This window comes from Novosphingobium sp. TCA1 (genome assembly GCF_009811895.1).
Lineage (GTDB): Bacteria > Pseudomonadota > Alphaproteobacteria > Sphingomonadales > Sphingomonadaceae > Novosphingobium > Novosphingobium panipatense_A.
The window spans coordinates 88,053-111,603 of sequence record NZ_BLJH01000006.1 but is presented as its reverse complement, the minus strand read 5'-3'; the positions used below and the strand labels follow the sequence as shown (position 1 = coordinate 111,603).

The window sequence follows — 23,551 nt, the reverse complement described above, 5'->3', positions numbered from 1 at the left end:
TAAAGGTCCTGAGCGGAGAAGTTCGTTTCCGCTCAGGACCGCGCGCGGAATTGCTGCGGGGTCATGCCGGTCCAGCGCTTGAAAGCGCGGCCGAAGCTGGTCTGTTCGCCATAGCCCAGGCGATCCGCGATCTCGTCGAGCGAGAGACGACGGTCGGCAAGGTGCAGGCGGGCAAGGCCTTCGCGCTGTTTCTCGACCAGTTCGGAAAACCGCACGCCTTCGGCCGCGAGGCGCGATTGCAGGGTGCGCACCGAAATGCCGGTCTTCTCGGCGCAGCGTTCGATCGAGCACGTCCCGGAGGCAAGCGAGCCGCGAACGTAGCTTTCGACCCTTTCGACGATCGAAGGGCTGTGCGCGGATTTCACACGTTGCAGGTAGGAGCCGAGCAGCTTGTACAGCAGGCGGTTGGCGCTAGGCACCGGCTGTTCCAAGGCGCGAACCGGAAAGGCCACCGAGTTGCGGCTTGCCTGTCTCACGACCTTGCACCCCAGCAGTTTCTCGATCTCGGGCAAGTCGCTCTGGCGGGGATCGGCGGACAGACTGACCCAACTCGGCTTGAACGAGGGCCCTCCGATGGCCTGGAGCAACTTGAGATTGAGCATCGCCGCCTGGTAGTTGGCCTGGTCGTTCACGCCGATGTCGGCATTTACCAGCCAGGTCAGTTCGGCCGTTTCCCGGCCTTCGATCAGCACGACCTCGCAGTCGGGCGCATGGACAGCGGGAAGGAAGTCGATGAGGCAGCGGATCCCGGCCCGGACGGTGGGCGCCGCGCGGCACAAGGCTGTGACGCAGCCGAACACTTCGGGGTCCTGCAGGGAGCCGAAGTGGAGGCCGAACAGGGGATCGTCGAAGATCGCACTGCAATACTCGAAAGTATCCGCTACCTGCTGGGGCGCGATCAGGCTTTCGGGGTCAACCAGGACCCGTGCCTCCATGCCGTGGCGTTCCACGATGCCGCGCGCGTCCCGGCCATGACGGCGAGCCAGCCCGGCGAGCCCCGAGAAGTTCGCGGCCCGGACTTGTCCCCCGGCCGGTGCGACGTCGAGCGGGCCGTCGAGGCTGAAGAAGCTGTTGCGGTCTGGTTCCATCGTCCCGGCCCCTTTCGGTAACGGCATCCAATATCGAGAACGCCGCGCCTATTGCCAATACCCTCCCGCTTGCCTGTGGCAGCAAACGGGCAAGCCGCGGATCGCAGTACGGCGCGGGAAAGCGGCGGGAGAGACCGATGAAAACGATAGCCGATCACAAGAAGGCCGCGGAAGAACACGTCCTCTACGAAAAGGACAAGGCGACCAGGATCGCCACGATCACTTTCAATCGGCTGGACAAGCACAACACGGCCACCATCGGCATGCGTGCCCGTTTCGGCGAACTCGTATTCCGCGCAAACATAGACGATGACGTGAAAGTTCTGGTGATCCGGGGCGAGGGTGACAACCTGGGCAGCGGCGGCGACCTGGACGAACATGGCGATCTCTATCTCAACCCGAAGCCGGGTGACGGCTTCCTGGTGGATATGGAGATCGAGGACCCCGACGTGAGATACCCGCCGCCGGGCTCGTTCCGCTACCTTCACGGGCTGACGGACTACTATGCCAAGGCCCGCTCGGGGAACCGGCCGCTGCAGGAATTCAAGAAGATCTCGATCATCGAGGCCAAGGGCTATTGCTATGGCTGGCACTTCTACCAGTGCGCCGATGCCGACATCGTCGTCTCCAGCGACGATGCGCTGTTCGGGCATCCCTCCTTCCGGTACGCGGGGTGGGGGCCGCGCATGTGGCAATGGCTGGAGATGGTCGGCCTGCGCCGTTTCTCGGAAATGCTCTTCACCGGCCGCCCTTTCACTGCGGACGAGATGTATCACTGCAATTTCGTGAATTCGGTGGTGCCCCGCGGCAATCTGGAGGCGGAAACCGCCAAATATGCCCATGCCTGCTCGATCACCCGGCCGACCGACGTGGTCGTCGCGCAGAAGACCTTCATCGAAGCCTACAAGCAATATCGCGGCGAATATATGGGCAGCCTGCTGACCGGCTGGCTGGAGGGCATGCTGCCGCTGATGAAGGACGATGGCAGCAACGACGTCAATCTCGGCAAGGGCAGCACGTTCCAGCAGGGGATCGGCAAAGTCGTGAAAGGTCACGATCTGAACTATCCGCCCGAGTGGCGCCTGTCGAAACAGGGCCGCAAAGGCTGAAATTTCACGCTCGGGCGATATCTGCGCCGAATGCGGATCGCCTCGCACGAATTGCAGAGTGAATGCGCGGGCCGGTGATATTTTCGCTCGGTGTCCGCAGACCGGGTCAACCGGCAGTTCACGGTTCGGTTCATGGACCGGCGCTCATACCCAGGGAGAGGGTCATGGCAGAAACCTTGTTCACGCTCGACAGGCGCAATTTCCGCGATTGCCAGCACATGTTCAGAGGCAAGCGCGATCAGGAATACTACAGCGGCGACTTCTGGGTGGAGGAAAGCGCCAACGTGGATGTCCGCTCGGAACGCAAGGCGGTTGGCGCGATGTCGATCATACGCCAGCGTTCGGCGAGCAATCTCTTCTTTCGCCGTTCGCAGCAACACATCCGGGACGATGCGACGGATATCTCGATTCTCTGGTTCGTAAGGCGCGGCGCACTGTCCTTTTCAAACCAGTGCGGCAGCAAACTGGCGCGCCCGGGCGACGTGATGGTGACGCGCTCGATGTCACCGTTTCTGATCGAATGCCGGACCGACGGCGATCAGATGCATGAGGGGCTACACGTTACCGTACCCACGCATCTGCTGCGGTCCCATATCGCGCAGGATCTGGGAGCCGGGTTGGTCATGGCGGGCGGCCGGCCCGAACTGGCCATGGCCGAACGCATGCTGGGTGAGGTCTTTGCCGACGATGGCCGCCTGGGAGAGCCTTCCGCGCGGCTGCTGGTGGATACCGCGATAGCCCTTGTCGTCAATGCGATGCAGGGACTGGAAGACTTGCAGCCTTCGCGGCAGTCCATTGCCGAGCGTAGGCTTGAGGAAGTGCTGCGCTTCATCGAGGTTCATCTTTCCGATCCGCAGCTCTCGACGGCGATGGTTGCCCGGGGCTGCGGGATTTCGCCGCGCTATCTCTCCTTTCTGCTGCGTCTTCGCGAGACTTCGTTTTCGGAGCTTGTGTGGGAGCAGCGGCTTGTGAAAGCTCGGGAATGGCTCGGCAAGTCCGACCCGCGCAGCATCTCGATCAGCGAGATCGCCTATGGTGTGGGCTTCAAGAGCCCGGCGCATTTCAGCCGCATGTTCAAGCGGGTGTTCGGATCCAACCCCCGCGAGTTTCGCGGCGAAAAGTGCGGGAGCGAGGCCTTTCTCGAACTGTCGAGCGGCAGCGCGCTGCTGCAATAGAGTGGCCGGGCCCCCGCGCCGGGGCGATGTTTGGACATCGCAGGTTTCGGATCTTGCACGGCGGCGCGCCGATGGCCGAAGTTCGCCCCCGTTCCGGCCGGACCGGATCAAGCGCCGGATAAAGGGAGAGAATGACCATGGCCCGATACAAGCTGATCGCCCTGACCACACCGCAGCCTGGCCGCGAGGACGATTATCACGATTGGTACGACAACAATCACCTGCCCGAACTGGTGAACAAGTTCGGCATGAACGGCGCGCAGCGCTACGATCTGGTCGCCAGGCTGGTCGGCAGCGACAGCAATCCCTACCTCGCCATCTACGATATCGAGACGGACGATCCGATGGCCCTGCTCGGTGCGATCGGCAAGGCGACCGCTGCCGGCGAACTGACGCCAAGCGATGCCCAGGACATGGCTACCTGCTATACGGCACTGTTCACCGAACGCGGCGAACGGGTGGTTCCGGCTGACTGATCCTGACTGTCTGATCCCGACTGTCTGATCCATGGCGCCCGGCGAGCCGGTCTACTGGCCGGTAAACCGGGGTGCGCGTCTCTCCCTCAGCGCCGCGATGCCTTCGAGGTGATCGGCGCTGCGGACGGAGAGGCTCTCATAGGCGATCCCGGCATCCATTACCGCGGTTGCCAGACGCTTGACTTCAAGGTTGGTCAGGATCTTGGTCGCGCGGATCGCGATCGTCGCTCCGGCAAGCAGCCCGGCGCAGAATGCGTCCACGCGCTGGTCCAGTTCCTCGGCCGGGACGCAGTGGTTTACCAGCCCGATCTCGGCGGCCTTGTCGGCAGTCAGGAGTTCGCCGGTAAGCAGATATTCCTTGGCCCGCGCCAGACCGATGCGCTGGGCCCAGATGACCGCGCCGCCGTCCCCCGCGACTAGGCCCAGGCCGACATGAGGGTCGCCGATCTTCGCCCCTTGCGCCGCGAAGATCACATCGCAGAGCAGGGCGATGGTGGCGCCCAGACCGACTGCATGGCCGTTCATCCGGCATATGACCGGCTTGTCGATGTCGAGCAGGGTGGAGACGATACGCTTGGCGACGCGCGCCTCATGATCGAACAGATGCGGGTTGCGGGCGTTCCTCTCGATATGGTCGAGATCGCCCCCGGCCGAGAACGCGCGGCCTGCACCGGTGAGGACGATCACGTCCGAACCGGGATCGCCCTGGGCGAACCACAGGGCTTCGGCCAGATCGTCATGAAGCTGGAGATTGATCGCGTTCATTGCGTCCGGGCGGTTCAGCGTAATGCGCAGCAGACGCCCTTCGCGGGAGAGGGTGATCGTGTTCAGGTTTGGCGGCGCTGTTTCGCTCATGTTCGGCAGGTCTCCCGGTCTTTCCTGCGGTCATAGTGCGCCGGCGTTCGGGAGGGCAGGGGCCAATCGCCGCCGGGATCATCTTTCGCCGGGGCGAAACCTTCGGGCTTGGCGGGCTGCGCGCGCGGCGGCGCCTTGCCAAGGGGGGACAAGTCCGTTCTATCTCGCAGCAGGTCGCGGGCTGAACATGTGAACAACAAGGCGCGATCACGGAGAGGAAGCGAATGATGGCGCAGTTCGACGAGAGCTTCGACTGGGTGGTCGTCGGCAGCGGGGCGGGCTCGATGGCTTCCGCGCTGCTCATGAAGCAGGCGGGGAAGTCGGTGCTCATCCTGGAGAAATCGCCCTGGATCGGCGGCACGACGGCGAAGTCGGGCGGGGTCATGTGGATACCCAACAACCGCTTCATGGATCCCGGTGAGGACAGCTTCGAACAGGCCTGCACATACCTGGATGCCGTGGTGCCGGACGGCGAGGACAGTCCCGGAACCAGCCCGGAACGCCGCCGCGCCTATGCCCGCGAAGCGCCCAGAATGCTGGACTTCATCGTTTCGCAAGGCGTGGACATGGAGCGGGGCTCGCGGTTCTGGCCGGACTACTACGACGAATTGCCGGGCGGAATGAAGACCAGCCGCACCGTCACCGCCGCTCCCTTCGACAAGAACCTGCTGGGCAAGGACTGGGCGGGCAAGCTTCGGCGGGGCTTCGCCGAAGCGCCGATCAGGCTCGACGATGGGATGAAGCTGCCTTTCGCCAAGCACTCCTGGGCGATCAAGAAGATCCTGCTCAGGACGGCGGTGAAGATCGTGGCGGGCAAGCTCACCGGCAAGCATTGGGTCACGGCGGGTGCAGCTCTCCAGGGCCGCATGCTCAAGGCCGTTCTGGACCGGCATGCGGCGGAGATCCGCACCGACAGTCCGGTAAGCGAGACGATCGTGGAGAACGGGCGCGCCCTCGGGGTCGTCACGGTCAGGAACGGCAAACCGTGGCGCGTGGGCGCGCGGCTGGGCGTGCTGATGAACGCGGGCGGTTTCTCGCAGAACCAGGCCATGCGGGACAGATACATGCCCGGAACGCGCGCCGCATGGTCCAATGGCATCGAGAGCGACACCGGCGACATGCATGTCGAACTCGAAAGGCATGGTGCGGTCTTGGCGCAGATGGACCAGATGGTGGGCTTCCAGATGTCCGAGGCGCCGGGCTGGGATACCGACTACGTCAAGCCGGGCACCCAGAGCACGACCGGAAAACCGCATGCCATCCAGGTCGACCAGAGCGGCGTGCGCTACATGAACGAGGGCGGTTCCTACGAGGCGTTCTGCGAGGCCATGCTGGAGCGCAATCGCACGGTTCCGGCCATTCCGAGCTGGGCGATCATGGACCAGCAGTACATGGACGAATATGCGGTCGCGGGCAAAGGCACGGCGAAAAAGAACATGGGCGCGTGGCTCGCTTCGGGCTGGATGCGCAAGGCGGATACCGTAGAGGAACTGGCGCGGCAGATATCCGTGCCCGAAACGGCCCTTGCAGCCACCGTCACACGCTGGAACGGCTTCGTGCGCGGCGGCCGGGACGAGGACTTCCATCGGGGCGAGCGTGCCTATGACAACTGGCTGGGCGATCCCTTCTACAAGGACGGCCCCAATGCCTGCATGGGAACGATCGACAAGGGGCCGTTCTATGCGATCCCGGTGGTTCCCGGCGATGTCGGAACGTACGGCGGCGTGGTCTGCGACAGCGAATCCCGCGTGCTGAAGGCGGACGGTTCTCCGATCGAGGGGCTCTATGCCTGCGGGGTGAGCACGGCCTCGCCGATGGGGCGCGTCTATCCCGGCGCGGGCGCGAGCGTGGGTCCGTCGATGACCTTCGGCTGGATCGCCGCGCGGCATGCGGCCGGTCTGGGAAACCAGGTCTGAACCGGCGGCCATAGGGGTTCGAGGGTCGACAGATCGGTCGATGACCTTCGGCTGGATCGCCGCGCGGCATGCGGCCGGTCTGGGAAACCAGGTCTGAACCGGCGGCCATAGGGGTTCGAGGGTCGACAGATCGGTAAGCTGCGCGGGCGCATGGTATTGTCTGGAGCGGCGAATGGGCATGACTGCCGTGCCAAGGCCGCTCACATCGCGTTTGGGAGCAGGAACCAGGCTGCTACGAGCGAGCGAGGCGGGTGTGAGATCCCCGTCCGGGAGATAAGCCAGTCATGATGGGCCCATCGATAGTTGCCGGACCGCCGCTCGCCGAGGAGCCGGGGCAGGGCGCGCAGACGATCGCCGGTTACTTGCGCGAAGTCGCGGCGCGCTACGGCTCTCGCGAGGCGGTGGTGCTGCGTTCTGACGCTCATCGCACGGCCTGGAGCTACGACGAACTGCTGGCCCGTTCGCTCGATGTGGCGCGTGCGCTCGTCTCCTGCGGGGCGGCGAAAGGGGAGCGCATCGGCCTATTGATGACCAATCGGCCGGAGTTTCTTTCCAGCCTTTTCGGCACGGCGCTGGCCGGTGCGGTTCCGGTGGCACTCAGTACGTTTTCGACCGCACCGGAACTCGACTATCTGCTACGCAGTTCTCAAGTTTCGATGCTGCTGTTCGAGCAGCAGGTTCTCGGCAAGAATTTCGCGGAGATGCTGCACGGGTTGGATCCATCGATCGCCTCCGCGCTTCCCGGCGGTCTGGGATCCACGCATTTTCCCTATCTGCGAAGGCTCGTCTCGTTAGGCGGTGCTCCCGGTGGGAGCGAGCCCCTGGCCGTTGCAGCGGGGGGAGCGATCGAAACCTGGGACGAATTCCTTTCTCACGGTGCCGCGATGGACGAGGCATTGGTTCTGGAACGTGCCGACGGGGTTTATCCGGCCGATATCGGCGGCATATTCTTCTCGTCCGGCACGACCAGCAGACCCAAGGGCATCGTCCATTCGCAGCGCGCCATCACCGTGCAGTGGTGGCGGTGGCCGCGTCTCTTCGCCATGCATGAGCCGGTGCGAAGCTGGACCGGCAACGGCTTCTTCTGGTCGGGCAATGTCTCGATGGTGGTGGGCACGGCGCTGTCGACCGGCGGCGCGATCGTGCTCCAGCGGCTGTTCGATGCCGATGGGGCGCTGGACCTGGCGGAGCGCGAGCGGGTGACGTTCCTGAACGGTCGGCCGCACCAATGGGCAAGGCTCCAGGCTTCGCCGCGCTGGGACACGGCCGACCTGTCCAGCGTGAAGTATGTTCCGCGCGGCGCGTTGATCTGGCAGCACCCCAGCGTGAAGACCGATTGGGAAGTGCCGATGTCCTTCGGCTGCACCGAGACAATGACGATCTGCACATCGTTCCTTGCGGACGATCCCGATGGCGGGTTCGAAGGGTCTTTCGGCATGCCGCTGGCAGGCAACATCCTGAAGATCGTCGATCCGGTGACCCGCGATGTCATGCCGGTGGGGTCGGTGGGAGAGATGTGCATCAAAGGGCCGACGCTGATGAACGGCTATCTCGGAAAGACGCCGGAAGAGTGTTTCGATGCCGAGGGTTTCTTCTGCACCGGCGACGCCGGACGGGTGGACAAAGCGGGCCGCTTCTTCTGGGAGGGGCGCATGACGGAGATGATCAAGACCGGAGGCGCAAACGTCGCGCCGGTCGAGGTCGACGAGGTGATCGCCCGGATTCCAGGAGTAAGACGCAGCCAGACGGTGGGGGTGCCGGACGATCTCCTGGGCGAGATCGTGGTTTCGTGCATCGTCCGCCTGGAAGGTGCGGTGCTGGACGAGGCGGCGGTCATCGCCTCCTGCAAGGAGCAGATCGCCAGCTTCAAGGTGCCGCGCCGCATACTGTTCTTCGAAGACGAGGATTTTGCGGGCGCCGGGGCGGTAACCGGCAGCGAAAAGTTGAAGGCCGGCGAAGTTCGCAAGCTCGCTCAGGCGCGGATCGAAGCGGATAACGCCGAGGCGGTTCGGCGCACTCTTGCGTGAGGTTCCTCTTGGCGTACTGAACTAGGGTTCAGCCAGCCCGGCGCAATCGGGCTGATCGAGAGAGGACCTATGAGCGAAACATCGGAGAATCGGGCGCTGGAGAACCGGGCCGTCCCGGACGCCAAGACCCAGCTCGACATCTATCGCCGGATGATTCGGATCGAGCGCAACGACGACGCCACCCGCAGCCAGATCCGTCGCGGCCGCATCACCGCGCCGTATTACTCGGCGCGCGGACAGGAATGCATTCCATCCGCCATTTCCGTGCTGCTCAACAACGACGACAAGATCTGCACGATCTATCGCGGCATCCACGACATGGTCGCCAAGGATATGCCGCTGCGTCCGCTCTGGGCTGAGATCTGCGGCCGTGTGGACGGCACCTGCAAGGGCAAGGGCGGCCCGATGCACCTCACCCACCCGGAAACCGGCGTGATGGTGACGACGGGCATCGTCGGTTCGTCCATGCCGATCGCCAACGGCTTCGGCTGGGCGGCGCTGCTGGACGGCACCAAGCAGGTGACGGTCGCCTATTTCGGTGACGGCGCCAGCAACATCGGCGCCTTCCACGAAGCGCTGAACCTGGCTTCCGTATGGAAGCTGCCGGTGATCTTCGTGTGCCAGAACAACGGCTTTGCCGAACATACCCGTTACGAGAACGGCACGGCGGTTGACCAGATCTCCAAGCGCGCGATCGGCTACGGCATGCCGGGCTACACCGTGGACGGCAATGATCCCCTGGACGTCTATGCCCATGCCCACGCCGCCATCGAGCGTGCCCGTGCGGGCGAGGGGCCGACGCTCCTTGAATGCAAGACCTTCCGCTTCATGGGCCACGTCTTCGGTGACAACGATGCCTACATGACCAAGGAAGAGAAGGCGGCGGCGATGGCGGATGATCCGCTGCCCAAGTTCCGCCAGAAGCTGATCGATGACGGCGTGGCGACGGCCGAGGAACTCGACGCGCTGACCGCGAAGATCGAGGCCGAAGTGAACGATGCCATCGAATTCGCGATGGCCTGCGAATATCCGTCCGACGACGAACTGCGTCGCGACGTCTTTGCCGAGGAGATTCCGGCCAAGGAGTACATGGCATGAGCACCGATACCCTTGACGCTCCGGTCGTCGAGACCGTGAAGATGAACGGCCTTCAGGCGATCAACGCCGCGCTGATGGAGGCGATGGAGGCCGATCCCAAGGTCCTCGTGCTGGGTGAGGACATTGCGGACAACGAAGGCGGCGGCGTCGTCGGCGTCACCCGCGGCCTTTCCACCAAGTTCGGCACGATGCGCGTGCGCTCCACGCCGATCTCGGAACAGGCGATCATCGGCGCGGCCATCGGCGCGGCCATGGGCGGCTACAAGCCCGTTGCCGAAATCATGCTGATGAACTTCACGACCGTCGCCATGGACATGATCGTGAATCACGCCGCCAAGCTGCGCTTCATGTCGGGCGGCCAGAGCCAGGTGCCGATGGTGATCCGCACCCTGACCGGCGCGGGCAACCAGACCGCCGGTCAGCACGCCGACTTCTATGAGGCATGGTTCTGCCACACCGCCGGCATCAAGGTGGTGATCCCCTGGACTCCGGCGGACTTCAAGGGCCTCTACCTCTCGGCCATTCAGGACCCGGATCCGGTCATCATCGTCGAAAGCGGCAAGACGCTGTTCGTGCCGATGGACGTGCCGGTGGGTCAGGGCCCGATCCCGCTGGGCAAGGCCAATGTCGTCGCACCGGGCAGCGATATCACCATCGTTTCCTACGGCCAGATGATGTTCACCGTCATGCAGGCCTATGAGGAACTGACCAAGGCGGGCGTCTCGGTCGAAGTGGTGGACTTGCGCACGATCTCGCCGTGGGACAAGGAAACCGTGCTGGCATCGGCCGAGAAGACCGGGCGCCTGCTGGTGGTCCACGAAGCCGGACGCAACTTCGGCCCCGGCGCGGAGATCGCCGCGACCGTGCAGGAAGCGCTGTTCGGCAAGCTGAAGGCGCCTGTCGGCCGCCTTGGCGCGCCCTATTGCTCGGTGCCGTTCGCCAAGAAGCTGGAAGACGCTTTCCTCGTGCAGCCACCGGAGATCATTGCCGAGGCCCAACGCCTCGTCGCCATGGGCTGAAGCGGCAAAGGAAATTGACTGCAAGGGAAGGGCTTCGGCAAGGCTGCCGGAGCCCTTCTTGTTGCGGTGCGGCCTGAAAACCTTTGCTTTGGCAGGCAAATGACGGAAACCGGGCGATCAGTTTTTTTGCATTCGCAACACGGCATTTTTCATCGCTTCTGGCGATCACAATAATTGAATCGATCAGTTTTTTCGAAAACCCGACCATCGGTACTCGGGACCTCCAACAAGCGTTCGTCCAACAGGAGGAGGACCCATGTCCAGAACATCGACCGCGCTCTGTGCGCTGATTTCGGCCGCCATGCTGCCGCTGGCCGGTAGCCCGGCAAAGGCCGCCGAAGAGACCAAAGCGGCCACCACGTCTTCCACCGTCACGACCGAAACACCGCGCCCCATGTCCAATGCCGATTGGTGGCCGGATCGGCTCGACCTATCGCCGCTGCGCCAGAACGATCCCGCATCCAACCCCTATGGCGCCGGTTTCAATTACGCCAAGGAGTTCGCCACGCTCGATATAGAGGCGGTGAAGGCGGATATCCGCAAGACGCTCACCACGTCGCAGCCCTGGTGGCCGGCGGACTATGGCCACTACGGCCCGTTCTTCATCCGCATGGCCTGGCACAGCGCCGGCACCTACCGCGTGGTCGATGGCCGCGGCGGCGGTGCTGGCGGTGAGCAGCGCTTCGATCCGCTCAATGCCTGGCCGGACAACGTCAGCCTGGACAAGGCGCGCCGGCTCGTCTGGCCGATCAAGCAGAAGTATGGCCGCAAGATCTCCTGGGGCGATCTGATGGTGTTGACGGGCAACGTCGCGCTGGAGGACATGGGCTTCAAGACGCTGGGCTTCGCAGGCGGCCGCGCCGATAGCTGGGAGCCGGATACGGTGTTCTGGGGCCCCGAAAAGAAGTGGCTGGGCGATGAGCGCCGCGATGCCAAGACCGGGCTGAAAGGTCCGCTGGCCGCCACGCAGATGGGCCTGATCTACGTCAATCCCGAAGGCCCGAACGGCAATCCCGATCCGCTGGCCGCCGCTGCCGACATCCGCCTCGCCTTCGGCCGCATGGCCATGGATGACGAGGAAACCGCCGCACTGATCGCGGGCGGCCACACCTTCGGCAAGGCGCATGGCGCGCACAAGCCGGAAGAATGCCTTGGCGGCGATCCCTCCGCCGCGCCGGTGGAGCAGCAGGGCCTCGGCTGGGCGAACAAGTGCGGCAAGGGCAATGCGGAGGACACGATCACCAGCGGCCTTGAAGGTGCATGGTCGGCCGATCCGGTGCAGTTCACCACCCAGTACCTCGACAACCTCTACGGTTTCGACTGGGTGAAGACCAAGAGCCCGGCAGGGGCCACGCAGTGGATCCCCAGCGATCCGAACGCCGGTCAACTCGTGCCCGACGCGCACCGGCCCGACGTGCGCCACGCGCCGATCATGTTCACCACCGACATTGCGCTGAAGGAAGACCCGGGCTTCCGCGCGATCACCACGAAGTGGCGTGAGAACCCCGAACTCTTCGGTCAGGCGTTCGCGCGGGCATGGTTCAAGCTGACCCACCGCGACATGGGCCCTTCGGCGCGCTACCTCGGCGCGGATGTGCCGAATGTCAGCTTCGTCTGGCAGGACCCGCTGCCCAAGGCCACTTACGCCGCGATCGATCAGGCCGACGCGACTGCGCTGAAGGCGAAGATCCTCGCCACCGGCATTGCGCCGCGCGAACTGGTGAAGACGGCATGGGCGGCTGCGGCCACCTTCCGTGGCACCGACATGCGCGGCGGCGTCAACGGCGCGCGGCTGCGGCTCGATCCGGCCAAGGGCTGGGCGGTCAACGACCCGACGGAACTGGCGAAAGTGCTGACCAAGCTGGAGGGCGTGCGCAAGGCGTTCAACGCTTCGGCTCCGGCTGGCAAGCAGGTCTCGCTGGCGGACCTGATCGTGCTGGGCGGCAACGCGGCGGTGGAGCAGGCGGCGGCGAAGGCGGGCTATACCGTGACTGTGCCGTTCACGCCGGGCCGCGTCGATGCCGCGCAGGCGGAGACCGATCCCAAGTCCTACGACTACCTGCGCCCGCGCGCCGACGGCTTCCGCAACTACTACGGGGCGGACAGCGATCACTCGCCGGCGGAGATGCTGGTGGACAAGGCGAACCAGTTGGAACTGACGGTGCCGCAGATGGCGGTGCTGGTGGGCGGCATGCGCTCGCTCGATGCCAATACCGGCCACTCCGCGAACGGCGTGTTCACGGCCGCGCCGGGTACGCTGTCGAACGACTTCTTCGTCAACCTGCTCGACATGGGCACGAAGTGGCAGAAGTCGGCCAAGGCCCCCGGCGTCTACGAAGGCTATGACCGCGCCAGCGGCAAGCTGAAGTGGACGGCGAGCCCGGTGGACCTTGTGTTCGGATCGAATTCCGAACTGCGCGCGGTTTCGGAAGCCTATGCCTCCGATGACGCGAAGCAGATGTTCGTCACCGACTTCGTGGCGGCCTGGGGCAAAGTGATGAACCTCGACAGGTTCTAATGCCCGGTTTCTGATGTTGGACGGCGGCGCTGGATTGCCAGCGCCGCCACTACCCCACCCAATACTCTCCGTCGCCCCCGCGAAGGCGGGGGCCCCGCTTCCTTCTTCTCGAGCGTCGCGAAGAAAAGCGGGATCCCCGCCTTCGCGGGGATGACGGGGTGGTTTGGATCGGCATCGGGCGTTAGAGGCGCCAACCCACATACCAGTCCCACCTAACAGCTCCATTCATCGGATTGTTTTCTTGTGAAGACCTATCTCCTCATCGCGGCTCCTATTGCGGTTATGGCCGTCGCATTGGCCTCCGCTGGCGCCGCGCAAAACGCCGCGCCCCGGCCGGCCATGTTTGCCACTTGCGCCGCCTGCCACGCGACCGAGGCGGGCAAGACCTCCTACGGCCCGAACCTCCACGGCGTCGCAGGTCGCAAGGCGGCGAGCCAGCCCGGCTATGCCTATAGCCCAGCACTCAAAGCATCCGGTCTCACCTGGGACCGCCCCACACTCGACGCCTGGCTGACGTCGCCGCAGAAGAAAGTGCCGGGCACGAAGATGCCCTTCGCCGGCATCCCCGATCCCGCCAAGCGCAAGCAGGTGATCGATTACCTGATGACGCTGAAATAGCTCACCATACCATCGCGTCGGCCCGCTTTTCCGGACGGATATAGATCGAGGTGATCCATGGGGAGAGGGCCTTCATCCGCCGCTCCAGTTCCTCGATCAATGTCTCGGCATCGCCCATCCTGAGGTCGTCCGCGAAGTCCGCGCTGATGGCGATGAAGATGGCCTGCGGGCTCGTGTGGATGGTGCGGATGTGGTTCACCGCGTCGATGCGGGGATGGCCGTCCAGCACCTCGCGGATTTGCGCGATCAGCACCGGATCGGCCGCTTCGCCGATCAGCAGTTCCTTGGATTCGCGGGCGAGTAAGACGGCCACGCCCGCCAGCACGCAGCCGATCAGCACCGATGCGACGCCGTCGATGCGCGGGTCGGCGAAGTGGATCGAGGCCCAGACGCCCACCGCCGCGATGACGAGGCCGATCAGCGCCGCACTGTCTTCGAATAGCACGATGAAGCCTGGCGGGTCCTTGCTGCGATGGATCGCCTGCCACCATGTCTGATCCCCACGTCCTCGGTTGAATTCGCGTACGGCGAGGGCCCAAGAGGCGCCTTCCATCAGGAAGGCCACGCCCAGCACGATGTAGTTTAGCGTCGGGTCTTCGATCGCGTGCGGCTGCTGGATGTGGACCACGCCTTCGTAGATCGACACGCCCGCGCCGATCGCGAAGATCAGGATGGCGACCACGAAGGCCCAGAAATAGAGTTCGCGCCCATAGCCGAACGGGTGCGTCGGGTCCGGCTTTCGGCTGGCGCGTTTCTGGCCGTAGAGCAGCAGCACCTGATTGCCGCTGTCCACCAGCGAGTGCACGCCCTCGGTCAGCATCGAGGAGGAGCCGCTGATCGCGGCGGCCACGAACTTGGCAATGGCAATGCCAAGGTTGGCCGCCAGTGCGCCGTAAAGTACGATATTGGCCTTGAAGTGCGCGGCGACGCTGTCGGGCTGGTCCATCGCGGGCCGGTTCCTCGTCAAAGGCGGTGAAGCACCTTCAACTGTCACCGGCTCGGCAGGTTTCCGCAAGGGACTTAAGTATCTACGCCGTTGTAGAGAGCGCCTCACGCCCCACACGCTCGTTCCACAGGTCCGCATTGCCGCAGAGTTGGAGGTTCAGCAGCGCGCGCTTGAGGAACAGGTGGCAGGGGTGCTCGTCGGTGAGGCCGATACCGCCGTGAAGCTGCACCATTTCCTCGGTCACGAAGCGGAAGGCTTCGGCGGCCAGCACTTTGGCGGCGGCGAGTTCGGTGACGCTGACGTTTTCATCCCGCACGCGCTTCCACAGCAGCGCCTCGGCGACGACGATGCGCGTCTTCATGTCGGCGGCGCGGTGTTTCAGGGCCTGGAACAGCGCGATCGGCCGGTCGAACTGGCGGCGGACCTTCATGTACTCGATCGTCATGTCGAGCGCCGCGCCTGCCGCGCCGATGCAGTCTGCGGCAAGCGCGAGCTGCGCCTCGCCCGAGAGCCGGTCATGCAGCGCCTTTGCGCCCGCCGCGTCGGTGAGCATCAGGACAGGGGCGTAGCCGTCCAGCACCACGTCGAACAGGCGGCGGCTGGGATCCCATATCGGCCGCTCGACCAGCGAGACGCCGGGCGCATCCAGTGGCACCAGCGCATAGCCGCCGGGAAGCTGCGCGACCACGGCAACCGCCATGTCGCCTTCGAACACGCCGGAAATCGTGCCGGAAACGGTGCCGTCCGAGCCTTGCGTCAGCTTAGCGGAGAGCATCGGCAGCGGCGCATATTCGCCGCCGGCCAGCCGTTCCAGCCAGTCGGCGCGTTCGGCAAAGTCGTGGCTGGCGGCAATCGCTTGAAGGCCAAGCTGCGCCGGGATCAGCGGCATCGCGGAGAGCACCCGGCCCATTTCGAGGTGCAGCACAGTCGATGCCTCGCGCGTGAAGCCAAGGCCGCCGTCCTCTTCGGGCAGACGCACCATCAGCCAGCCCATCTCTGCGGCGAGCCCCCAGCTTTCATCGCGGCCGGGCGAGAGCTTTTCGGCCGGGAATGCCTTCTGCGCGGCGTCGGTCAGTTCGTTCAGCGCAATCACAGCACCCACCCCTTCGGCTCGCGCGGCATGTCCAGCATGCGTTCGGCGATGATGTTGCGCTGCACTTCCTCGCTGCCACCGGCGATGGTCCAGGCATAGGAGTTCATGAAATCGGCCATCCAGTTGCCGGTATTGAGATCGCCGAAAGTGATCGGGGCGACGTATTGTTCGTCCATGCCGCCCAGTCGCAGGCCCAGCGCCGAATAGGCCCGCAGCGCGCGGCTATAGGCGTTCTTGACGATGGAGGCGTCGCCCATGCGCTCGATCCCGTTGATGCGGTTGTCGAGGAACTGGTCGGCAATGGCGCAGACGGCGTCCACTTGCGTGACCAGCACACCGAAATCGCGCAGCACGCCGCTATCTTCCGAGTGCCCATGATCGCGGATCAACTTGGCCACGCGGCCCAGCGCGCCGCGCATTCGGTAGGACAGTTCCATCAGCGTCAGCCCGCGTTCGGAGGCGAGCGTCGCCTGCGCCACGGCCCAGCCTTTGCCTTCCTCTCCCACGCGTTCGGAGACCGGAATCTCCACGTTGTCGAGGAAGATCTCGGCGAATTCCTCGTCGCCCTGAATCTGGTGGATCGGGCGGACGGTGACGCCGGGCGCCTTCATGTCCATCAACAGGTAGGTGATGCCGGCCTGCTTCACGCCGTCGGACGAGGTGCGCGCCAGCAGCAGGCACTTGTCGGCGAACTGGGCCATCGTCGACCAGACCTTCTGGCCATTGATGACGTAGACGTCGCCTTTCCGCTCGGCCCGCGTCTTGATCGCGGCAAGGTCCGATCCGGCGCCGGGCTCCGAAAAGCCCTGGCACCACGTCTCGCCCTCAAGGATTTTCGGCAGATAGCGTGCCTTCTGCTCGGCATTGCCGCATTCGTGCAGCGTCGCGAAGGCGTGGTAGGTGGAGACGAACGAGAGCAGCAGGCGCGGGCAATCGGCGCCGGCCAGTTCCTCGTAGATCACTTTCTGTTCGGCCAGACTGCGACCGCCGCCAGGATATTCGGCGGGCCAGTGCGGGATGGCGTATCCGGCGCGCACAAGCTTGCCGAACCAGTCCCGCTGGGTGCGGACGAAATCGTCCTGCGTGCGGCTGGCATCGCGCCAGCCGGCGGGTGCTTCGGCGGCAAGGAAGCTGCGGACTTCGCGCCGCAGGGCTTCTAGATCGTTGGTCATGTCCTTGTCTGTGCCGATGGGGTGTCGGGGCGTCCAGACGGCGGCGGGTCGCTGCGGCGATATCGGGTTTGAGGGAGGAGAAGAAGGGAAGGATTCTGGGGGATGATCCCCCAGACCCGCGGAATGTCTACCTTGTGTGCGACCTATCCGTTGTGCGCTCACGGTGAGCCGGGAGACATTATGGCCTGTGCCAGCAAGGAGCGCGCAACGAATAGGCGCGCGCGACGAAGACGGTATAGGGGGTGCAGGGGGGCTATGCTCCCCTGCTTTCAAACTTCCACTTCGATCGTATCGCCTTCAACCCGCACTGCATACGTCTCGATCGGCATGGTCGCGGGCGGGTTGATCGGTGCGCCGGTTTCCAGATCGAAGCGGGCGCCGTGGACGGGGCAGGATATCCAGCCACCCCGCATCCGTCCGCATTCCAGCGTCTCGTAGGCGTGGCTGCATAAGTTGCGGACGGCGAAGATGCGATCCATCGTGTTGCAGAGGAGCATGCTGATCCCGTTCACCTCCACGACGAGCTTGGTGCCGGGGGGCACGTCTTCCAGTCTGGCTGCGGCAACGAAGGTCTTTTCGGTCATCATCTTCCCGGTTTCTCTCGAATCTTGGCCATGGAACTGTCCGGTGCCGCCGCCTCGACGCAAGCGCGTCGCGGGCGCAAGCAGGACCAAGCAAGACGCTGTACCGTGGCGGTCATTTCGTGGGCAAGCCGCCGACGCGATAACGATGCCTGACAACAGGTTTCGGGAGAGTGTGGGTGTCATCAGGCGAGAGCTTCGATGTCGTGGTGGTGGGATCGGGCTCGGCCGGGGCGATGGCGGCGCTGCGCAGCGCCGACCTTGGGCTGAAAGTGCTGATCGTCGAGAAAGCGCACAAGTTCGGCGGCACTTCGGCAACTTCGGGCGGGGTGATGTGGATACCGAACCACGGGCTGGACGGCGATCAGGGGGACAGCCGCGCCTCCGCGCTGGAGTATCTGGATGCCACTATCGGCGTGCCGGTGAACCGCGAGCGGCTGGAAGCTTTCGTGGATGAAGCGCCGAAGATGCTGCACTTCCTGAAATCGACCGGCGTAGATGTCGCGGCGGCGGCATGGCCGGACTATTTTCCGGGCCGGGCTGGCGCGCGGGCGGATCGTTCAGTGATCGTGCCGACGTTCGACGGGCGGCGGCTTGGCGACGGGCGCTATGCCCTGATGCGGGAGCAGTACAACCGCTTCAAGCTGTTCGGCCGCTATGCGATGGACTTGAACGAGACGTTTGCGCTGATGATGCAGTCGAAGGGCTGGCGCATGGTCGCGGGCAAGATGATCGGGCGGTATTGGATGGACCGCTCGACGCGCAAGGTCTCGCACCGCGACAAGCGGTTCACCCAAGGCGCCGCGCTGATGGGGGCGACGTACGAGCAGGTGTTTGCGCGCGGGGTCGACCTTCGGATGGAGACGGTGCTGGAAGGGTTGACCGTGGAGGAGGGCGGCCGTGTCACCGGGATCGAGGTGTCCAACTTCGGGCGCAAGTATACGGTTGAGGCGCGGCACGGCGTGGTGCTGGCGGCAGGCGGGTTCGAGTGGAATCAGGCGCTGCGGGATCGGTTCTATCCGGTGCCGGGGCTGACGCGGCACTCCTCCACGCCCGAGGATGGCAATCGCGGCGAGGCTTTGGTCGCGGCAGAAGCGGTGGGGGCGTCCACCGAGCATACCTCGCAGGGCTGGTGGATCCCGACGATGACGCTGCCGATGAAGGGCGCGTCGAACTTCCACGAGATCCATCAGGCGGCGTTCGATGTCGGCCGTCCATGGAGCGTGGTGGTCAATCGCAAGGGCGTGCGCTTCGTGGACGAGGCCTGTGGGTACGACCAGTTCGGGCAGGCCATGGTGCGCGATCAGATCGAGAGCGGTGCGAACTGCCCATGCTGGCTGATCTTCGATGCGAAGTTTCGCAGGAAATTCAGCGCGGGCGGACTCATGCCCACGGTCCATACGCCCGAGCACAAGGTGCCGGAAGACTGGTGGGATCATTACCTGTTCCGCGCCGATACGATCGAGGAGCTTTGCGCCAAGACGCATCTGCCGGTGGAGGCGGTGCGGCAGACGGTCGCCAACATGAACGCCTATGCGAAGACCGGCGTCGATCCCGAGTTCGGGCGGGGCATGAATCCCTATGACCAGATGTTCGGCGATCCTTCCTCCACGCCCAATCCGAACATCGGGCCGATCGACAAGGCGCCGTTCTATGCGGTGCCGATCAACAATGGCGATCTGGGCACCAAGGGCGGCCTGCGCTGCGATGCGCGGGCACGGGTTCTGGACGGGGCGGGGCAGCCGATTGCGGGGCTCTATGCGGCGGGCAACAATTCGGGGACGCCCTTCGGAGATACTTATCCGGGGGCGGGGGCGACCATCGGGCCAGCGATGACCTTCGGGTTCGTAGCCGCCAATGACATTGCCGAACGGGCGGGAAACCAGCGAGCGTCGGATAAAGCATCACGCGATGCCGCGATGGTTTGAACGTTACGGCACGAGGGGGAGATACGGGAATGCAAGGCAAGGTAGCAGTCGTCACCGGAGCGGCAGGCGGCATCGGCGAGGCGATCGTGCGGGCGCTGGGGGCGAGGGGCATCAAGGTCCTCGGCACCGGGCGCAATGCAGAGAAGTTGCAAGCGCTCAAGGGCGCGCTGGCAGGTTCGGTCGAGTTCGACTTCATCGCCATCGATGCCACGGCCGATGAAGCCCCGCGCGCCATCATCGATGCCGCGGTGGAGAAGTTCGGGCGGCTGGATGTGCTGGTGAACAACGCCGGATCGTTCAACTTCGGCCCGGTGGACCGGACCACCGATGCCATGCTGGACGAAGTGCTGGGCATATCCCTGCGGGCTCCGTTCCGGCTCTGCCGTGAGGCATTGCGGGTGATGAGGGAGGGGAGTTCGATCCTGTTCATCGGATCGACCTGGGGGCTGTACGGCACGCCGGGCGGCGGCGCCTATTCCGCCGTGAAGGCCGGGCAGATCGGCCTGATGCAGACGATGGCCGCCGAATACGGCCCGCGCGGCATCCGCTCCAACTATATCGCGCCGACCGTGGTGCGCACCGAGATGACGACGGCGTTCTGGGATCTCGACTTCTTCCGCCGCACCAACCACGAGCTGACGCCGCTCCAGCGCGATTGCTCGGCCGCGGATATCGGCAACATGGCAGCTTTCCTCGCTTCGGATGAGGCGGGGTTCGTCAATGGACAGACCATCGCGGTGGATGGCGGCATATCGACCACCCGCTACGTCTCCCCCGCCGCGATCGGCGCGGTGCGGCAGTAGGCTTCCATTCGCCGGAGCCACCTCGGCGGTTTTCGCCCGGGCGTTGGCCCTTTGCTTGTGAGGGCGTTGCCCGCTGGGTAACGCCGGAGGAAAGCAAAGACGAAGGATGCCATGCAGTTCGAATGGACCGAGGAACAGGATGCGTTCCGGCGCAGGATCCGCGACTTCCTACAGGCGAACCTGCCGGGTGACTGGGAAAAGTTCTCCGAACACGGCCCTGCCTCGCCCGCGCTGACGGCCTTTGCGCGCACGTTCTGCGTGAAGCTGGCCGAAGTCGGCCTGCTGTTCCCGCACTGGCCCAAGGACATGGGCGGCGAGGGGCTGGGCCCGTGGGAACAGCAGATCCTTTCCGAAGAGATGTGGATCGCTGGTGAGCCGCGCGGCGGCCAGTACATGAACGTCAACTGGATCGGCCCGACGCTGGAGAAGTACGGCACGCCTGAGCAGAAGGCACGCTATCTGGAGCCGATCACGCGCGGGGAATCGCTGTGGTGCCAGGGCTTTTCGGAGCCCGATGCCGGATCGGACCTGGCCAGCCTGCGCACCCGCGCCGTGTTGAAGGACGGCAATTACGTCATCAACGGCCAGAAGATCTGGACCTCCTACGCCGGGCTTGCCGACACCTGCTTCCTGCTGACCCGCACCAGCGACGATCGCAAGAAGGGTATCACCATCGTCCTCGTGCCGATGGACACGCCGGGCATCACCGTGCGCCAGATCCCCTCGCTGATCGGCGAGGGCGACATTCATGAGGTCTTCTTCGACGACGTCACCGTGCCCGAAACCGCGCGCTTCGGTGAGGAAGGGCAGGCCTGGGAGATCGTCGCCTATTCATTACGTAATGAGCGGCTGGGCATCCCTCGCTTCACGCTGGCCCGCGCCGCGCTGGACCGGGCGGTCATGATGCTGAAGCAGCGCGGTGATTTCACCCGCGAGTATGTTCGTATCGAGGCGGCGCGCTGCGCGGCGCTTTGCGAGGCGGCGGGCACGGCCAACTATGCCGTCGTGCAGAAGCGCGTGGACGGGCTGGCGATCGGCGCGGAGTCCAGTTCCGCACGCTACGCCACCGTCATGGCCGAGCGGGCCGTCTGCGAATTCGTGGTGGAGTTCCTGCCTGAAGCGCTCGCGGGCGCATCGCCTTATCTCAAGATGCACCACCAGCGCGGCATCGTCGCCGGGGTTGCCGCCGGATCGGCGGAGATCCAGCTTAACATCATCGCCAGCGACGTGCTGGAACTGCCCCGGGAGCCGCGCTGATGCAGCTTGCTCTCAATGAAGACCAGAGGCAGGTCCTCGATTTCGTCGAAGCCCTTGCGCGGCCCTTCGCCTCCGCTCCGCTGCATGATGCGGGCTTGGCGCTGGAAAGCGAAGAACTCGACGCGGCCCTGGTGGAGAACGGTTTCCTCGATGTCATGACGGTCGATGAACTCGGCCCTGTCACCGCTGCGTTGGTGGCGGAGAAGCTGGCCCGTCTGCCGTTCGCCGTTGAGGCGGCCGTCTCGGCGCTGGTGCGTCCGCTGATCGATCCCGAACTGCCGCGGCCGCTCTGTCTGGTGGAGGAAGGGCGCACTTCGGCGCTGCTGCGCTTCCTGCGTCCCGGCGCGACGGTGGTTGTCGTCGGCCCCTCCGGCGTGCGCAGCTTCACGGCGAGTGAGGAGCTGATTGCTCCTGCGCAGGAGGATACGCTCTATGCCTATCCGGTGGCGTTCCTCACGGGCCTGCCCGAAGCCATGATCGCGCACGATGTCGATCCGGTCGAAATCACCCACGCATGGCGTGTCGCGATGGCGGTGGAAGCGGCGGGCCTGCTGGGCGCGGCGCTTACAAGCGTGGTGACATATGTGTCCGAGCGCAAGCAGTTCGGGAGACCGCTCGCGACGTTCCAGGCAATGCGGCACCGCCTTGCAGAGGCGCAAGTGGTGACCAACACCGTCTACTGGCTCGCCATGCGGGCGGCTGCGAGCGGGGATTACGCCGATGCGGCCATGGCGCTGCTCCATGCGCAAGAGGCGGCAAAGCGGGTGTGCTACGACTACCACCAGTTCCTCGGCGGCATGGGCATGACGCTGGAACATCCGCTGCACTTGTGGACCTATCGGCTGAAGTTGCTGACGGCGGAACTGGGCGGGCGCGGGGCGCAGGGGCTGGCGGCGGCGGAGGCGCTCTGGGGGTAGGGCGGTTAGCACCGCTCATCGCAGCGATGCCCTCACCGCGCTCGCGATATCCGGCTTCGAGGCGTCGCGGAGCAGGCGCGGGCATGCCAGAATTGCCGCGACAGACAGAACATTTGTGAGGGCAGGGATGCAGGGACATGACTTGATCGATCTGGGCGGACAGGTGGCGGTGGTGACCGGCGCAGGTCAGAATGCGGGCAGGGCAACGGCACTGGAACTGGCCCGGCACAATGCGGGCGGCATCGCCATCAACGATTTCGTGCCGGAGCGCGCCGAGGCGGTGGCGGCCGAGGTGCGGGCACTGGGGGTTCCGGCGCTGGCAGTGCCGTTCGACGTGACCGATCTGGATGCCGCGCGGGCGGCCAATGCCGCGATCACGGCTGAACTTGGCCCGGCGACGGTACTAGTGAACAACGCGGGCATGGCTGGTCCCGGGGCCTCGATCCGGCCGTCGCAGAACTTCTGGGAAGAAGATCCCGCAAATTGGCAGCGCTACCTCGGCACCAATCTCTACGGTGTCTACAATTGCTGCTTCGCTTTCATTCCCAACATGGTCGAAGCGCAGCGGGGCCGTATCGTCACTATCGTTTCGGATTCGGGGCGCGTGGGAGAGGCCCGGCTAGCGGTCTATGCCTCTTCCAAGGCCGGTGCGCAGGGGTTCATGCGTTCGATCGCGAAGGAGCTGGGGCGCTACCAGGTCACCGCCAATTGCGTATCGCTCTCGGCCCTGCTCCCGGACATGGAGGAGGCACAGCGGGCGGAAATCATGGGGGGAGAGCACATGAAGGGGCTCATGTCGCGCTATTCCATCCGTCGCTGCGGCAAATCCACGGACGTTGCGGCGCTGGTCACCTTCCTGTGCTCGGGCGCCGCCGAATGGATCACCGGGCAGACTTATCCTCTCAACGGCGGCTACGCGCCTTCGATGTGATCGCCCGAAGCGCGTGGTGCGGGG

Annotated in this window: 20 protein-coding genes; 14 read left to right on the top strand and 6 right to left on the bottom strand. The window is 64.8% G+C overall.

Features of this window, described 5'->3' with window-relative positions; all coding sequences use genetic code 11:
• Positions 1 to 32: 32 nt before the first annotated feature.
• On the bottom strand, positions 33 to 1,088 hold the full coding sequence (locus tag NTCA1_RS09825; protein WP_086490677.1) for an AraC family transcriptional regulator: 1,056 nt from the start codon (positions 1,086 to 1,088) through the stop codon (positions 33 to 35).
• A gap of 137 nt (positions 1,089 to 1,225) precedes the next feature.
• Here NTCA1_RS09825 and NTCA1_RS09820 point away from each other — a divergent pair, with 137 nt between their 5' ends.
• The 3 genes from NTCA1_RS09820 to NTCA1_RS09810 all read left to right on the top strand — a co-directional run bounded on the left by NTCA1_RS09820 (position 1,226) and on the right by NTCA1_RS09810 (position 3,848).
• Entirely contained in the window at positions 1,226 to 2,197 is a 972-nt protein-coding gene (locus NTCA1_RS09820) for an enoyl-CoA hydratase/isomerase family protein (protein ID WP_086490676.1), read from the top strand.
• 164 nt (positions 2,198 to 2,361) lie between these two features.
• The gene (locus NTCA1_RS09815; protein ID WP_159830297.1) at positions 2,362 to 3,372 is read left to right on the top strand and encodes an AraC family transcriptional regulator; all 1,011 of its coding nucleotides are present in this window, start codon (positions 2,362 to 2,364) and stop codon (positions 3,370 to 3,372) included.
• A gap of 131 nt (positions 3,373 to 3,503) precedes the next feature.
• A complete protein-coding gene (locus NTCA1_RS09810) occupies positions 3,504 to 3,848 on the top strand; it encodes a hypothetical protein (protein WP_236549212.1) in 345 nt (114 codons plus the stop codon).
• A gap of 51 nt (positions 3,849 to 3,899) precedes the next feature.
• Here NTCA1_RS09810 and NTCA1_RS09805 read toward each other — a convergent pair whose 3' ends face one another.
• Positions 3,900 to 4,703: an enoyl-CoA hydratase/isomerase family protein gene (locus tag NTCA1_RS09805; protein ID WP_086490674.1), complete on the bottom strand. Its 804-nt coding sequence runs from the start codon at positions 4,701 to 4,703 to the stop codon at positions 3,900 to 3,902.
• A 224-nt stretch (positions 4,704 to 4,927) separates the two neighbouring features.
• On the opposite strand from NTCA1_RS09805, the gene NTCA1_RS09800 reads away from it, so the two are divergent.
• From NTCA1_RS09800 to NTCA1_RS09775, 6 genes are all read left to right on the top strand, one after another.
• On the top strand, positions 4,928 to 6,619 hold the full coding sequence (locus NTCA1_RS09800) for an FAD-binding protein (protein WP_306439282.1): 1,692 nt from the start codon (positions 4,928 to 4,930) through the stop codon (positions 6,617 to 6,619).
• A 284-nt stretch (positions 6,620 to 6,903) separates the two neighbouring features.
• The gene (locus NTCA1_RS09795) at positions 6,904 to 8,646 is read left to right on the top strand and encodes a class I adenylate-forming enzyme family protein (RefSeq protein ID WP_159830295.1); all 1,743 of its coding nucleotides are present in this window, start codon (positions 6,904 to 6,906) and stop codon (positions 8,644 to 8,646) included.
• 150 nt (positions 8,647 to 8,796) lie between these two features.
• Positions 8,797 to 9,744 (top strand): thiamine pyrophosphate-dependent dehydrogenase E1 component subunit alpha, encoded by a 948-nt coding sequence (locus NTCA1_RS09790; protein ID WP_236549226.1) that lies wholly within the window; start codon positions 8,797 to 8,799, stop codon positions 9,742 to 9,744.
• On the top strand, positions 9,741 to 10,763 hold the full coding sequence (locus NTCA1_RS09785) for an alpha-ketoacid dehydrogenase subunit beta (RefSeq protein WP_159830293.1): 1,023 nt from the start codon (positions 9,741 to 9,743) through the stop codon (positions 10,761 to 10,763). Before NTCA1_RS09790 ends, NTCA1_RS09785 begins: the two co-directional genes overlap by 4 nt.
• A gap of 256 nt (positions 10,764 to 11,019) precedes the next feature.
• Positions 11,020 to 13,281: a catalase/peroxidase HPI gene (gene katG / locus NTCA1_RS09780; protein WP_159830291.1), complete on the top strand. Its 2,262-nt coding sequence runs from the start codon at positions 11,020 to 11,022 to the stop codon at positions 13,279 to 13,281.
• Between the two features lie 243 nt (positions 13,282 to 13,524).
• The gene (locus NTCA1_RS09775) at positions 13,525 to 13,899 is read left to right on the top strand and encodes a cytochrome c family protein (RefSeq protein ID WP_086490670.1); all 375 of its coding nucleotides are present in this window, start codon (positions 13,525 to 13,527) and stop codon (positions 13,897 to 13,899) included.
• A 1-nt stretch (position 13,900) separates the two neighbouring features.
• On the opposite strand, the gene NTCA1_RS09770 is transcribed toward NTCA1_RS09775, so the two are convergent.
• The 4 genes from NTCA1_RS09770 to NTCA1_RS09755 all read right to left on the bottom strand — a co-directional run bounded on the left by NTCA1_RS09770 (position 13,901) and on the right by NTCA1_RS09755 (position 17,694).
• Positions 13,901 to 14,845, bottom strand: coding sequence for a cation diffusion facilitator family transporter (locus tag NTCA1_RS09770; protein WP_159830289.1), 945 nt, complete (start codon positions 14,843 to 14,845; stop codon positions 13,901 to 13,903).
• Positions 14,846 to 14,927: 82 nt separating this feature from the next.
• Entirely contained in the window at positions 14,928 to 15,938 is a 1,011-nt protein-coding gene (locus NTCA1_RS09765) for an acyl-CoA dehydrogenase family protein (protein WP_159830287.1), read from the bottom strand.
• Positions 15,935 to 17,110, bottom strand: coding sequence for an acyl-CoA dehydrogenase family protein (locus tag NTCA1_RS09760; protein WP_159830285.1), 1,176 nt, complete (start codon positions 17,108 to 17,110; stop codon positions 15,935 to 15,937). Before NTCA1_RS09760 ends, NTCA1_RS09765 begins: the two co-directional genes overlap by 4 nt.
• Before the next feature lie 269 nt (positions 17,111 to 17,379).
• Positions 17,380 to 17,694 (bottom strand): non-heme iron oxygenase ferredoxin subunit, encoded by a 315-nt coding sequence (locus tag NTCA1_RS09755; protein WP_159830431.1) that lies wholly within the window; start codon positions 17,692 to 17,694, stop codon positions 17,380 to 17,382.
• A gap of 176 nt (positions 17,695 to 17,870) precedes the next feature.
• On the opposite strand from NTCA1_RS09755, the gene NTCA1_RS09750 reads away from it, so the two are divergent.
• The 5 genes from NTCA1_RS09750 to NTCA1_RS09730 all read left to right on the top strand — a co-directional run bounded on the left by NTCA1_RS09750 (position 17,871) and on the right by NTCA1_RS09730 (position 23,527).
• The gene (locus NTCA1_RS09750; protein ID WP_159830283.1) at positions 17,871 to 19,619 is read left to right on the top strand and encodes an FAD-dependent oxidoreductase; all 1,749 of its coding nucleotides are present in this window, start codon (positions 17,871 to 17,873) and stop codon (positions 19,617 to 19,619) included.
• A gap of 29 nt (positions 19,620 to 19,648) precedes the next feature.
• Positions 19,649 to 20,422, top strand: a complete 774-nt coding sequence (locus NTCA1_RS09745) for an SDR family NAD(P)-dependent oxidoreductase (protein WP_159830281.1) — start codon at positions 19,649 to 19,651, stop codon at positions 20,420 to 20,422.
• A gap of 111 nt (positions 20,423 to 20,533) precedes the next feature.
• A complete protein-coding gene (locus tag NTCA1_RS09740) occupies positions 20,534 to 21,679 on the top strand; it encodes an acyl-CoA dehydrogenase family protein (RefSeq protein ID WP_159830279.1) in 1,146 nt (381 codons plus the stop codon).
• Entirely contained in the window at positions 21,679 to 22,596 is a 918-nt protein-coding gene (locus tag NTCA1_RS09735; protein ID WP_159830277.1) for an acyl-CoA dehydrogenase family protein, read from the top strand. The genes NTCA1_RS09740 and NTCA1_RS09735 overlap by 1 nt, the downstream gene beginning before the upstream one ends.
• A 127-nt stretch (positions 22,597 to 22,723) precedes the next feature.
• Positions 22,724 to 23,527, top strand: a complete 804-nt coding sequence (locus tag NTCA1_RS09730) for an SDR family NAD(P)-dependent oxidoreductase (RefSeq protein WP_159830275.1) — start codon at positions 22,724 to 22,726, stop codon at positions 23,525 to 23,527.
• Positions 23,528 to 23,551 lie beyond the last annotated feature (24 nt).